The following is a 14,297-nucleotide window of genomic DNA, read 5'->3' on the forward strand; positions in this document are numbered from 1 at the left end:
TACTGTCCATTGCTTGAGTATCATTTGCTTTATCAACCACAAGGATCTGTGATGTCTTCTAAAACCATTCTTTCGGTGAACAACCTATCAGTCAGCTTTACGACAAACGATGGGATCGTCGATGCAGTAAAGAATGTTAGCTTCGATTTAAAAGCAGGCGAGACGCTGTCCATCGTTGGCGAATCTGGCTCTGGCAAGTCAGTATCAACCAATGCACTGATGAAACTACTGCCAGACAACGCTATTTTGCATGAAAGCTCATCCATCATGTTTGAGGGTAGCTCCATCTTGGATAAAACAGAGCGTGAAATGCAAATTATTCGCGGTGATCGCATTGGCATGATTTTTCAAGAGCCGATGACCTCACTAAACCCGTACATGCGGGTGGGTATCCAAGTCGCTGAGGCCATAATGTGTCACCGCCCGGTCGACAGACGAACAGCAAAAGAAAAGGTGTTAGAGCTGTTTGAATTGGTTCATATGCCAAACCCAGAAAAAGCGTACAACAAGTACCCACACGAATTTTCTGGTGGTCAATTGCAACGCATCATGATTGCGATGGCACTGATTAACGAGCCCGATATTTTGATCGCCGACGAACCAACAACGGCGTTGGATGTCACGGTTCAAGCAGAAGTGTTGCACCTGATTAAAGAAATTCAGGCTCAGATGGGCATGGCAATCCTATTTATTACTCATGACTTAGGCGTCGTAAAACACTTTGCAGACCGTGTCATTGTGATGTGTAAAGGAGAAGTCGTCGAAGAAGGCGAAACGCAAATACTCTTCGAGGACCCAAAGCACGAATACACACGTATGCTAATCAACTCGATTCCTAAAGGCAGTAAGGAGCCTATTAGCGAAAGTGCTACACAGCTTTTAAAGGCCGACGATATACGAGTCAAATTCTTGGTAAAGTCGCATTTTATTGCGAGCAAGAATGAGTACTTCGAAGCGGTAAAAGGCATTTCTCTTGAGCTTAAACAAGGAGAGACCCTCGGGATCGTTGGGGAGTCCGGTTCAGGTAAGTCTACACTCGGCCGAGCTTTGATAGGTCTACTGCCCTCAACTGGCAAAATAGAATACAAAGGCCAAGATATGGCCTTGCTGACAAACAAAGAACGTTTTGAGCTGAAAAAAGACGTTCAGATGGTATTCCAAGACCCTTATGGTTCGCTTTCTCCTCGTATGACTATCGGCGAGATCATCACAGAAGGATTAACTGTCCACCAACCAATGTTGAGTAAAAAAGAACGTATGCAGAAAGCGCGCGACGTGCTCCGTGAGGTCCGCTTAGATCCCGCGTCCATCAACCGTTATCCGCACGAGTTTTCAGGAGGCCAGCGTCAGCGTATTGCTATCGCGCGAGCACTGATCCTTGAACCTTCGTTTATTCTGCTTGATGAGCCAACCTCTGCATTAGACCGCTCGGTGCAACTGACAGTGATTGACCTTCTGAAAGATTTGCAGAAAAAACACAATATTGGCTACTTGTTTATTAGCCACGATCTATCAGTAGTTAAAGCACTCTCTGATCGTGTTCTAGTCATGCAAAAGGGCGAGGTCATGGAACAAGGTACGGCCGAAAAGATTTTCCAAAACCCTAAAAATGACTACACGAAAAAACTGATAGATGCCTCATTTGATCTTGAAAACAGTGAAAATCAGCACAATGCGGCTTAGGTTCATCACAGTTTCATATTCATAAACTAGGATTAAGAAAAGGTGATAAATTCATCTTGTCTTAAGAATGGCGTAGCTGCCTTTCGGTTTGGCCGCCGAGACTGGTTGGTTCAAGAGTCAGACTTAGTCAACCTGGCTCAAATACTGGCATACAGTATGAATTGAGTTCCCCCAACCATGAAAAATGCCGCGACACTGTCGCGGCATTTTTTTATTCTCAGAAGCTTCGAACAACTAGGGCATTAAATCGACTCAATACCCATATTATGTAACGTAAATGCATACACGTCTGTGGTGAGGTCAATTTGCTTACTCAGCGGCATTCCTGCACCATGACCTGCATTGACATCAATGCGTATCAATACTGGATTAGCGCCTTGCTGTTTGTCTTGCAGCTTCGCAATAAATTTGTACGAATGTGCTGGCACAACTCGGTCGTCGTGATCAGCAGTTGTCACCAAGGTAGCAGGATATTGCACGCCTTCTTTTACATTGTGAACAGGAGAGTAACCAAGCAAGTATTGGAACATCGCTTCACTTTGCTCCGACGTGCCATAGTCATACTTCCAGCCTTCTCCAGACGTAAACGTGTGGTAACGCAACATATCAAGCACGCCAACCGCAGGCAGCGCGACTTTGAATAGTTCAGGGCGTTGCGTCATACACGCTCCAACTAACAAACCACCATTAGAACCACCGCGAATCGCTAGGCGATCCGAGCTCGTGTAGTCGTTTTCAATCAGGTATTCCGCCGCCGCAATAAAGTCATCAAACACGTTTTGCTTTTGCTGCTGAGTGCCTGCGTTGTGCCAGGCTTTACCGTATTCACCGCCGCCTCGCATGTTGGCGACAGCGTAAATACCACCCAACTCTAGCCAGTTGGCTACATTGCCAGAAAACATTGGAGTGAGGCTGATGTTAAAACCGCCGTAACCATACAACATGGTTGGTGCTCTACCATCAAGTGCAATGCCCTTCTTGTATGAAATGATCATCGGAACTTGCGTGCCGTCTTTTGAGGTGTAAAACACCTGTTTTGACTCATACTCATTGCGATCGAACGGCGCTTTTGATTCTTGGTAAAGCGTCGATGCACCAGATTCGACATCAAATGAGAAGATCGTCGGTGGTGTCACGTAGTTAGTAAAGGTGTAATACAGCGTGGTTTCTTCTTTTTTACCCGCTAGACCGTAAGCCGTGCCCTCTCCCGGCAGTTCTACATCTCGAATCCACTCACCTTGGTAGTTAAACTGCTGCACTTTAGAAAGCACATCCACCATATAAGTCGCAAACAGATAACCGCCACCTTTGCTGATTTCTAGCGGCTGTTCTTGTTCAACAATCACGTCAGCCCATTGTTCTGTCTGAGTGTTGTAGCTGACAACTTTGCCGTTCGGCGCGTCTAGGTTGGTGTAAAGCAGCAAGGTTGCGTCTTGGCTATCAATTAAGTAGGTGTCGCCTTGCGTTGTATCGCGCAGCGTCACAATTGCTTGGGAGTCAGACTGTAAATCGATATAAAACAGACGATTACCCGATGTAGATTCTGCGCCAGAGATAATGAGGAAGCGATCATCTGTCGTCGTCGTACCAGACACATAACGATGAACTTGCGTATCCAACTCACCAAAAATCACTTTATCTTCAGATTGAGGGGTACCAAGTTCATGATAATAAAGCTTGTGATGCTCAGTTCGAGCAGACAACTCGCTGCCTTGCGGCTTATCGTAGCTTGAGTAATAGAAGCCTTTGCTGCCCAGCCAAGAAATCGACGTAAACTTCGCATCAACAATCTCAGGCTCTAACTGTTCTTTGGTTTCCGTATCAATGACAAAGATCTTACGCCAATCACTACCCCCTTCTGAGATGGAATACGCGACCAAACGGTAGTCTTTAGAGAAGCTGACTTCGCCAAGAGAGGTCGTGCCCTCTTCGGAGAAAGTATTTGGATCAAGGAAAACCTCGGCTTCTCCCTCGCCTTTACGTCGATACAATACGCTTTGGTTTTGCAAACCGTTGTTTTTGTAGAAGTAGGTGTAGTCACCACGTACAAATGGCTGGGAATATTTTTCGTAGTTTTGACTGTTCGCCACTAAGTCACGGATTTGTTGGCGGTACGGTATCTGACCAAGGAAATCGAAGGTGACCGAATTTTGACCCGAAACCCATTGTGCGGTTTCTTCACTGCGATCATCTTCTAACCAACGATAAGGGTCGGCAATGTCGTGACCAAAATAAGTATCCACGACAGAATCTTTACGTGTTTTTGGGTAATGCATAACGTCCGTGTTACTCCGTTGTTTTTATTAAGTTGTTTATCTTCAATCGTTTTATTGCGGTGATTACCTTAGAGCACCCAATTTTGATTTCAACGACATTGTTTTAAATCTATGAAGAACCTAGAAATAATGAGATATCGTTAAGTACCGGTCACGAATGTGCTCAATAAGCAGCTTCACTTTGTTCGGTGGTTGACGAGTAAACGGATACACCGCGTAGATACCCAACTTTTTACCTACTAATTCAGGAAAAATATCCACCAGTTGACCATTACGAATATCGTGATACACCAAGCAGCGCGGGACGTAAGCAATACCATGGCCGCCCAGAGCGGCTTTACGTAATGCGGTCGCGTTATCAGTAGAAAAGCAGCCCGATACTTTGACGATGTAATTGCCATCTTCTCCTTTAAACTCCCAATCCGTTGCACCTGTGGTTTGGTAAGCGTATTGCAGACAATTGTGCGTGGTGAGATCAATCGGCTCGATCGGTTTCCCATTTTTCGCAATATAAGAAGGTGACGCGCATACCACCCATTGGGAATCGAGAATATGTCGTGCGATCAAACTGGAGTCGGCTAGGTAGCCAGTTCGAATGACTAAATCGTAACCATCAGCCACTAAATCGACAAAGCGATTATCCAATGACATATCCACGGTCAGACCCGGATGAAGGTTACAAAATTCGGCAACAGCATCAGCAAGTATCAAATCTCCAGAGATACACGGCACGGACATTTTTATATGACCGCTCACATTCTCTCCAAAGCCTGCAACAGCGTCCATAGCCTCCTGAGTGGCCTGCTTCACATTTTTAGCACTGTGGAGTAACACCTTACCTGCCTCGGTCAAGGTTAATTTGCGCGTTGTTCTATATAATAGCTGAGCCCCTATTTCTTCCTCCAACCTCGCCATTCTTTTGCTAACTACCGAATTTGTAAGGTTATTTGCCTCTGCAACCTTACTAAAGCTGCCAAGTTCGATTACTTGAGAAAATAGGATTAAGTCGTCTGCTCTCATACCATTATGTCACTTTTGGAATTAATTATTTTCATTATTTCCCTATATCAACAAAAAATAAAGGAGTAAATTCACGCCAAATTAACAAAACCATTACAACAAAAAGTCACCTCTACAGCGGATTGACACCGTTCGAGAAGTCAGCGTACGAAGGATGTACAAATGAGTGAAACCCTACTTGCCCTAGTGGCATTTTCGCCAATTGTTGTTGCCGCCATCTTATTGGTTGGTCTCAACTGGCCTGCTAAAAAAGCCATGCCTGTTGCGTTCGGTCTAACCGTCGCTATCGCACTTATGTTTTGGGATATGTCAGCCAATCGCGTACTGGCCTCCGTATTCCAAGGACTCGGCATTACTGTCTCTGTTCTATGGATCGTGTTTGGTGCCATCTTCTTGCTCAACACTTTAAAACACACTGGAGCGATCACCACAATCCGTAATGGATTTACCGATATTTCGGCTGACCGCCGTGTACAAGCCATCATCATTGCTTGGTGCTTTGGCTCGTTCATTGAAGGCGCATCTGGGTTCGGTACCCCGGCAGCAATCGCTGCACCACTACTGGTTGCAATCGGCTTCCCTGCGCTAGCCGCTGTCCTTATGGGCATGATGATTCAGTCTACGCCTGTTTCATTCGGCGCGGTAGGCACGCCTATCATCGTAGGTGTAAACAAAGGTTTAGACACGCATAACATCAGTGAGTCGTTGGCCGCACAAGGTGCAACGTGGGAAATGTACCTGCAAGATATCACAGCACACGTTGCTGTCATTCACGCAGTCGTAGGTACGATGATCCCGGTATTAATGGCGATGATGTTAACACGTTTCTTCGGCAAGAACAGAAGCTGGAGTGAAGGCCTGGATATTCTACCATTTGCGTTATTCGCTGGTGTCTCTTTCACCGTTCCATACGCGTTAACCGGCGTATTCTTGGGCGCAGAGTTCCCTTCACTTATCGGTGGTTTGGTTGGTCTGTCTATCGTTGTTACCGCAGCGAAAAAAGGCTTCTTAGTACCAAAGACTAAGTGGGATTTCGAAAGCGAAGACAAATGGCCTGCAGAGTGGTTAGGTTCGCTAAAAGTCGATCTAAACGACAATCCGGGCAAGCCAATGAGCATCGTAAAAGCTTGGGTTCCATATGTAATGCTGGCAGTTATTCTCGTCGCAAGCCGCGTAAGCCCAGAACTGAAAGGCTTTGTACAAAGCGTAAGTTTGTCGTTCAGCAACATTCTTGGTGAGACTGGCGTTAGCGCTGCGATTCAGCCGTTATACCTTCCTGGTGGCATTCTGGTGTTTGTCGCACTACTTGCTGCAATGTTACAAAGCGGCAGCGTAAAGCCATTGCGTGAAGCATTTGGCGAGTCAAGCAAAACACTGATTGGGGCGGGTTTTGTCTTGGTATTTACCATTCCGATGGTTCGTATCTTTATCAACTCAGGCATCAACGGTGCTGACCTAGCAAGTATGCCCGTCACAACCGCAAACTTCGCCTCTGACCTTGTTGGTTCTGCGTTCCCAGCGCTGAGTGCCACCGTTGGTGCACTGGGTGCGTTCATCGCTGGCTCAAACACGGTATCAAATATGATGTTCAGCCAGTTCCAATTCGAAGTGGCACAAACGTTGTCTATTTCGAGCGTGATTGTTGTATCACTCCAAGCCGTCGGTGCTGCCGCAGGTAACATGATTGCGATTCACAACGTTGTTGCCGCATCAGCCACGGTAGGTTTGCTTGGTCGAGAAGGCGCAACATTGCGTAAGACGATTATCCCTACGTTCTACTACATTGTAATGACAGGCATTATTGGATTGGTGCTGATTTATGGCTTCCAAATGACAGATGTCTTAATGAAGTAACGCGAAATGCAGGGTTTACAGCCCTGCCTAATTTGACACAGCTGTCTGCACTACTACCCCGACATGTTGATTTAGCTTGCTACATCAATTCCCCCGACAGCTGTGTCACCCTTTCCAGTTTGCATAACTGATTGAGTGATTTGATAAAATTTTTCAACCAATTATGTAAATGGGTTACCAACATCACCGATTCAAACGTAAGTGAACCATAGGTAACTATACTCATTTTGATGTCTTCACTGCTTTGCGATGAAGACTCAACGAAAGAGCAAATTGCTCCACAACTTTGCTTAGAATAACCGCTAGGACACCATTATGATTATCTCAGCTTCTACTGACTACCGCGCTGCCGCGAAAGCCAAGCTTCCCCCGTTTCTATTCCATTATATTGATGGCGGCTCTTACGACGAACGCACGCTGAAGCGTAATACTGACGATTTAGGTGATGTCGCTCTTCGCCAACGCGTCCTACGCGATATGACAGATTTGAGCCTCGAAACCGAGATCTTCGGTGAGAAACTGGCAATGCCAATCGCGCTAGCTCCTGTTGGTCTAACTGGTATGTACGCGCGCCGAGGCGAGGTGCAAGCAGCAAAAGCAGCCGAGAAAAAAGGCATCCCATTTACTATGTCAACTGTTTCGGTTTGTCCGATTGAAGAAGTCGCACCTGCAATTGAACGTCCAATGTGGTTCCAGCTTTACGTGCTTAAAGATCGTGGCTTTATGAAAAACGTACTTGAGCGTGCAAAAGCAGCAGGCGTAACAACGCTGGTGTTTACCGTTGATATGCCAGTTCCTGGCGCACGTTACCGTGACATGCACTCAGGTATGAGTGGCCCTAACGCGGCCATGCGTCGTGTATTCCAGGCGATGCGCCACCCAAGCTGGGCGCTGGATGTGGGTCTACTTGGTAAACCGCACGACTTAGGTAACATCTCAACTTATCGTGGCGAACCAACAAAGCTAGAAGATTACATCGGCTGGTTAGGCGCAAACTTCGACCCTTCTATCTCCTGGAAAGATCTTGAGTGGATTCGTGATTTTTGGGATGGCCCAATGGTTATCAAAGGCATTCTAGATGAAGAAGACGCGAAAGATGCGGTACGTTTCGGCGCAGATGGCATTGTGGTATCTAACCATGGTGGCCGTCAGTTAGATGGCGTACTTTCAAGTGCTAAAGCACTACCAAGCATTGCGGATGCGGTAAAAGGTGATCTTAAGATCTTCGTAGACTCTGGTATTCGTACTGGTCTTGATGTCGTTCGTATGCTCGCACTTGGTGCAGACTGTACGCTTCTTGGCCGTTCATTTGTGTACGCATTGGCAGCACAAGGCGGAGCAGGCGTTGAAAACCTACTGGATCTGTACGATAAAGAAATGCGTGTAGCAATGACGCTGACTGGCGCTAAGTCTATCGCGGATCTTTCACGCGATTCGCTAGTGAAAATCCCATAATCTTTGCAATCGAGCAAAACAGAAACGAAAAAACGAGCCAACAGTGGCTCGTTTTTTATTGCTCTTCAACCCGATAATTTGACGAGCAAGCTAGCTAACTTGGTGAACGTACTCGATCACGACTTGGTTTCCGTCGATAAACACGTTACTGATATCGCCATCCACCGTCACACGATTTTGTAAATAAACGGTACCAGATGCAGATAGATCACGCTCCGTCAAAGACGGAATCACCTGACCAGGACGTACATGTAGCTGCTCGCATAGCTGTTTTACAAAACCTAGCGTCAGTGGAGAATTACCACGTAACAAGCCAGAAAACTCGTGTAGACTCAAACCAAGGCGCTTCGCCATTTCCATTTGAGTGATGTGCATTTTGGCTTTTTGTGACATCCAGATGTCGTAGAGCGCGTTTCGATCCAGCTCTGTAAATTCCATATCTGCCTCCGCTAATTCAAGAGCCAATACACTCTCACACTTACTTAAGATAAATGTTAGCGATAAGTCAGAGAAGTTATAATTGATCGTCCAAATATCAACCCTCAATCATTGGTAGCGTACCTCTGAACATGCATGAGGCGGTCGCTCAACAGAACATTGAGGTGACTCTCTTTTCATCGGAAGGAAAAGTCCATCTCGGGCGGTTTAGACATAAGTAAATGATTTAAAGGAAATCACTGGGGTGAAGGAGTAATATCTGCTACCTTTCCTTCCATGGTTCACTAGAAATAAGTTACATATGCCACAGTGGTTTACCGAATTACAAAGCTACATTGAAACGTCTCATCAAAATTGGAGTGGGAGCGTCCTTTTCATTACGCTCGCTAGCTTTATAGCTTGGATAGCTTGGCGGCTGATCCGCTCTCGCCTCGCTGCGCTCGTAGAGAAAACGCCCTTCCACTGGGATGACATGTTGCTTGATGCGCTAAAAGCGCCAGTCAGTACACTCATTTGGTGTTGGCCAGCAACCGCCTCTATCGGCATCATATTAGAGAGCGAGCTCAACGATAAAATAAACTGGTTAAGTACGCTGAAACTGATTTTAATCATCAGCATCTTCGTATGGACCGTTATGCGGCTCATTACCAATGTTGAAGAGCATGTTCTCGAACAAAAGAACCGAGATGAAACAACAGTACAAGCGATAGCTAAGGTCGCGCGCCTGTTCTTTATTACCGTCGGAATTCTAACCGTAATGCAGGCATTTGGTCTGTCACTATCGGGCCTACTTACCTTCGGTGGTGTTGGTGGTTTGATCGTCGGTTTAGCGGCGAAGGATTTGCTGTCTAACTTTTTTGGAGGTCTTATGATCTACTTCGATCGTCCATTTAAAGTTGGCGATTGGATCCGTTCTCCAGACCGACAAATAGAGGGGACAGTAGAACGCATTGGCTGGCGCATGACCATTATCCGAACTTTCGATAAGCGTCCACTGTATGTACCAAACTCAGTGTTTAGCAGCATTGTCGTAGAAAACCCATCTCGCATGCTGAACCGACGTATCTACGAAAAAATTGGACTTCGTTACGACGATGCAGAAAAAATGCCGCAAATTATCACCGCGGTAAAAGAAATGCTGAAAAATCACAAAGACATTGATGCACGCCAAACACTTATCGTCAACTTCGATACATTCGGTCCATCATCATTGCACTTCTTTATCTATACCTTTACTAAAACCGTGAATTGGGTGAGATACCATGAGGTTAAGCAGGACATACTGCTTAAGGTAATCAACATCATTAAAGAACACGATGCAGATATCGCGTTCCCTACTCAGACGCTTAAGCTTGATCCTATACAAATGGTAAAAGCGGAAGAGCAAGAAGATCATGGCTTCTAGTTCTCACCAATACCCAAATAATCAAGCCCGCTGTGTTTAAGCGGGCTTTTTATTTTTCTTCGCATGAAGTGGTTATTGTTGCGTTAACACCATACGTGCATTCAGCGGTTGGATTGGGCGATTGTTTTTCCCCATTACTTCCGAAAAAGATTTTATCTGCTCAGGAGAAATAGTTTGTGCTTCTTTCATCACGAACCAACGTACACCTTCAGAGCATGGCGGTGTCGTTAGTGAGCCGTTAAAGCGGTAGTAGTCTTTATCACTTGGGATAAGGGCATCAGCATCAAATGGAACCTTGATAGTAACATCTTGATCTTTAGTTGGAATGTTAGCTAGCATCTTAGCTAGATCTGGGTTCGCGTCACCCAGTTTAAAGAACACCGCGACAACAGCTAGATGACCTACTTTGTCGGCATGCACAAAGTGTGCTTCTAGAGGGTATTCTTTACCGTCCACATGGTTTTCAGATGGCGTATGGAAGTGGAACTGTTTCAACGTAAACTCTTTACCATCAATGGTGAGTGTGTTTTTACCTTCTAAACCAGTCTGTAAAGTGTGACCGTTGTTCAGCAGTGAAATTGCCTTACCTTCGTAGTCGAAATTCAATTTTTCTAGCTTCGCTTCGGTCGCCGATTCAATGTTGATTGGGCTCTGGTTTTGACCTTTTGCGCACTCAGATGCAAACTCACCCCAATGAGCTGGCCCATGGTTTCCCTCGTAGCCCCAGCTTGCTGCATAAGCTGTTCCTGTAAATACCAGTGCCAAACCTAATGTTGTTAGTGACTTCTTCATCATTTTCCTTATTTCTGAAAGTTAAATTCCGTGAGAATAAAGCCATACTAATCTCACAAAATTAAGCAGTGACAGAGTGAAAACTATGATTACAAAAGATTTTTGGAATAGAAGCCTCTAATGATGTAATTGACATGATGCTCAAAATTGAACGTCAACGATTATTGAATCGGTGTAAGTACCTGCAGGAGGGGTCGTTTGGCTGGTTAGTATCTGCGCGCGATAATTATAATTCTGTGGAGTGATACCATCCGGAATGGAGCCGCCAGTATCGACGTCACTGTGTTCACGACGTTCAGAACTGGTGCCTCCCCAGCGCTCCATCGTTGATGACTTATAGATTTCATACTCCAAATAGTGACCACTAGAAATCATTCGCCGCTGACCGCCGGACGCATTTAGGCCGTCATTCAAGCCAATGGAGAAGGAACTATTCTTGGTACAAGTTAACGATATAACCTGACTGACTGGTTCAAAACCGGCCACTAATGGGGACGAACCAAAATCAATATCTGGCGCTGTGATCATACAATCAGGGGTCACTTCCAACTCAACCGTAATCACGCTTTGAGCGCTGCCATTGGCGCGGCCAATGCATACCCCTAGAACCCCGATACCCTTACAGTAATCCCAAATCCAGGATACGGTGATTTGGTCTTTATAAGTCCCAGCGGAAAGATTACTACCCACTCCCGTCCGAGCATAGAGCGGAAACTCGGCTTGAGTGCCAAACAACCCGAGTAAATCGAGTAACCCGATTTCAAAAAAATTGTAAGTTTGGCCGAATACATACTCTTGTGAAAGACCTGGATCGCCAAAAATCTGATAGCTGAGCTCCGAACTCGGATCATCCTCATTTAATAGCAAACCATTATTTATACTGTTAAACGTTGCTGATACGTAGTCGCCACTTAACAAAGACACAAGTGTAGAAAAGTCACACGTAATCCCCGCATGAGGCTGAGCTGAGCTTTGCTGCTGAGAGCTTGAAACAGTAAACGAAGAAACATTGCCAAACAAGATTAAAGGTGCTGCCGCCGTGAGCTGACAAGCCATTGTCGAGCACGAGAAAAAGAGAAGTAGGCTAGCAAACCAGCTGCGCAAAATCATAGTGCGGTCTCTTCTTCGGCTTTGATACAAACCTGCTCAGGCAATGTTTGTATTTTTTGACTGTCACGCTGATACAACCCCTCAATAAACACTTTACATGGCGACTGTCCTTGAGGATAAAACTGAATATAGCGGCCTGGGTCAACGCCTTCAAAGTACGTAAAACCATCCCAACCAATTTGGCTTGTTAAGCCCGTTTCTGAGCGGCCATATGTACCAATCGGAAGGAACAAATGATTTTCGTCTACCACCGTCATGCTCAGTGCAATTTGTAGCTCTATTGGGAACTCTAACAGGTAGCCGTAGCCCGAATGTATCGAAGCAAACTGCTCTGTCGCAGAAAACGCAGCATTGGCAGGTAAATTAAGTGGATCGATTTCATATTTGGCGGTGTAATACGCCGTAGCCCAAGGAACAAGTAAGTAACCTTCATCGTCTGTCACTCCGACAATTTGATTTTCATATTTAACCGGAATACCTTCAAAACCACTGGTGCTCACCACAGCGAAGCTGTCATACACTTCATTCGCCGGGAATATTTCTCCATCCAATGTAGAGACCGAACCTGCCATTTCCGCAAAATAATCATAGTCGCCACTGGTGCCATTTAACCCCGCTCTGAACTGCGCCCATGACGCACGGTAGGTCAAATCGGCCTGTTTACGGTTTTCTGGGTGTTCGTTAATATCATGCGCTAAATTGACGCCCCACCCACCTCGTATTGGCGCAAGGCGGCTGTAACCCACTCGCCCTCGCACATCGCCATCGTCCTCTCTTTTCAGCGTTAGCCCCGAACTTCCCCCCAAAGAACTGAAAGGTAGAGAGAATTGCGCCAGCGTAACACTCTGACCACCAATACTATGGTTGTAAGAAAGGGACATATTGATATTAAAAGGCAGAGCGTAGCTATAAGTAAGATTTAGGGTACGTGAATCTGAGTCGGATTGTTGAATATCAAAGTACCCACCAGAAAGTGAGCCCCAATCTCCCAAACGGACTCCCATATTGATTTGTGATAGATGGCGCGACGCGAGTGAAGCGTCCTTGCCTTCATCGAGCATTTCATAATTTGGTAAATGAGATAAGGTATAAAAGTCGGCTTGTTCTACTTGAGTTCGAGCAGCGAAGCTAAACAGCCGAGACTGATAACTATAACCTAGCGCATATGAGGTAGATTGATCCTGAAAATTACTCACACGAAACGAGGCATCCACCGTACCCAAGTTGAAAGCATTGGTGACAAAGCCCAGCCCCGCAACGATCAGGTCATCTTTTGCTTCGGCTTGAGCTTCTAATGTTAACCAATCAGTCATGCCATGACGCAGAGCGGTAACCACGCCACCGTCTCCATAGTCGTTAGATGCATTACCGAAATTTTCTCTGATCGCACCAATACTCGCACTGTAAGATGTAAATCCGGTCTTGAGTAGATCGGAAGAGAGAAAAAATGGGCTGGTCATGACCGTTTGCTTACCTTGAGCATCCGTTGCAATTACCGTTGCTTCCCCAGCACCAGAGAGCATTGGAATATCGTTAATAATGAAAGGACCGGGCCCAACATTCATTGAGTCAGTTTTAAAGCCATTGATAAACAAATCTAACGTAGTGGGCGCTGTGACCTCACCGTAAAATGCAGGTAACGGCGTCGTCACGACATCCGGACGCATAGAGAAATCATGCGACAACTGAATACCCGCCAGTCTTACTGGTTGGCTCCAAGATAAAGGGCGAACAATATAGTCCCCTACCTCCATACGAATTCGCTTCTCTTGATTGACGTACTCGTAACTCGTATCAAAACGAGTGTACTGGCTGCTTTGCTGGGACTGAACATCGCGATGAAAGTTAGATTTAAATATCCCGGTAGTAGAAAAAACGCCAAACTCAGAAAAGGCTCTGACTTCATGATTTATAGAAACCTCCTTTTGTCGGCTTTCGTTCTCGTACACACCAAATACGTTGTAGTTAAGCAGGCCACCACGCCCAAACTGAGCCGGGGAAAATCGCCCCATATCCTGCGCTGATAAGCTCTGCATCGGTAACCAATTAGGCGGTACGTCAATTGCAAGTTGCAATGACGATTGCAAGTAACGCACGTTAACACCTGGGATAGACGTAACCTCAAGTCTCTCTTCGGTTCCAGGCAACGACGTGGCGGTAACCCCAACTGAAATGAGGTCCTCCCGGGGCTTTGTTGCTTAATTCGATGAGAAGACATGGTAGCCCCATGTTGTTCAGTTCTTAAACAACATACTGAGTTTCAG

General features: G+C 45.8%; 10 protein-coding genes. 4 read left to right on the forward strand and 6 right to left on the reverse strand.

The genetic code is table 11. From position 1 onward, the window contains the following. Positions 1 to 51: 51 nt before the first annotated feature. A complete protein-coding gene (locus R7Z77_RS14025) occupies positions 52 to 1,683 on the forward strand; it encodes an ABC transporter ATP-binding protein (RefSeq protein ID WP_064354919.1) in 1,632 nt (543 codons plus the stop codon). Between the two features lie 242 nt (positions 1,684 to 1,925). Here the strand turns inward: R7Z77_RS14025 and R7Z77_RS14030 are convergent, their stop codons facing one another. Both R7Z77_RS14030 and R7Z77_RS14035 read right to left on the reverse strand, forming a co-directional pair. Further along, the gene (locus tag R7Z77_RS14030) at positions 1,926 to 3,959 is read right to left on the reverse strand and encodes a prolyl oligopeptidase family serine peptidase (protein ID WP_064354920.1); all 2,034 of its coding nucleotides are present in this window, start codon (positions 3,957 to 3,959) and stop codon (positions 1,926 to 1,928) included. 120 nt (positions 3,960 to 4,079) lie between these two features. Continuing rightward, complete coding sequence (locus R7Z77_RS14035; RefSeq protein ID WP_005375112.1) at positions 4,080 to 4,979, reverse strand: LysR family transcriptional regulator; 900 nt, start codon at positions 4,977 to 4,979, stop codon at positions 4,080 to 4,082. Between the two features lie 162 nt (positions 4,980 to 5,141). Between R7Z77_RS14035 and R7Z77_RS14040 the strand changes: the two genes are divergently transcribed. Together R7Z77_RS14040 and lldD are read left to right on the forward strand one after the other, a co-directional pair. Beyond that, positions 5,142 to 6,833: an L-lactate permease gene (locus R7Z77_RS14040; RefSeq protein ID WP_005375111.1), complete on the forward strand. Its 1,692-nt coding sequence runs from the start codon at positions 5,142 to 5,144 to the stop codon at positions 6,831 to 6,833. 315 nt (positions 6,834 to 7,148) lie between these two features. Continuing rightward, the gene (lldD, locus tag R7Z77_RS14045; RefSeq protein ID WP_005383962.1) at positions 7,149 to 8,288 is read left to right on the forward strand and encodes an FMN-dependent L-lactate dehydrogenase LldD; all 1,140 of its coding nucleotides are present in this window, start codon (positions 7,149 to 7,151) and stop codon (positions 8,286 to 8,288) included. Positions 8,289 to 8,378: 90 nt separating this feature from the next. On the opposite strand, the gene R7Z77_RS14050 is transcribed toward lldD, so the two are convergent. Continuing rightward, a complete protein-coding gene (locus R7Z77_RS14050; protein ID WP_005375109.1) occupies positions 8,379 to 8,726 on the reverse strand; it encodes a helix-turn-helix domain-containing protein in 348 nt (115 codons plus the stop codon). 301 nt (positions 8,727 to 9,027) lie between these two features. Here R7Z77_RS14050 and R7Z77_RS14055 point away from each other — a divergent pair, with 301 nt between their 5' ends. Then, a complete protein-coding gene (locus R7Z77_RS14055) occupies positions 9,028 to 10,131 on the forward strand; it encodes a mechanosensitive ion channel family protein (RefSeq protein WP_064354921.1) in 1,104 nt (367 codons plus the stop codon). Positions 10,132 to 10,203: 72 nt separating this feature from the next. On the opposite strand, the gene R7Z77_RS14060 is transcribed toward R7Z77_RS14055, so the two are convergent. The 3 genes from R7Z77_RS14060 to R7Z77_RS14070 form a co-directional block, all read right to left on the reverse strand. After that, positions 10,204 to 10,923, reverse strand: a complete 720-nt coding sequence (locus tag R7Z77_RS14060; RefSeq protein WP_042521660.1) for a carbonic anhydrase — start codon at positions 10,921 to 10,923, stop codon at positions 10,204 to 10,206. A 141-nt stretch (positions 10,924 to 11,064) separates the two neighbouring features. Then, entirely contained in the window at positions 11,065 to 12,033 is a 969-nt protein-coding gene (locus R7Z77_RS14065) for a spore coat U domain-containing protein (protein WP_064354922.1), read from the reverse strand. Further along, positions 12,030 to 14,129 carry a fimbria/pilus outer membrane usher protein gene (locus tag R7Z77_RS14070; protein ID WP_318136716.1) on the reverse strand — a complete coding sequence of 700 codons (2,100 nt, stop codon included), beginning with the start codon at positions 14,127 to 14,129 and terminating at the stop codon, positions 12,030 to 12,032. The genes R7Z77_RS14065 and R7Z77_RS14070 overlap by 4 nt, the downstream gene beginning before the upstream one ends. Positions 14,130 to 14,297 lie beyond the last annotated feature (168 nt).

This window comes from Vibrio sp. 1401 (genome assembly GCF_033340295.1).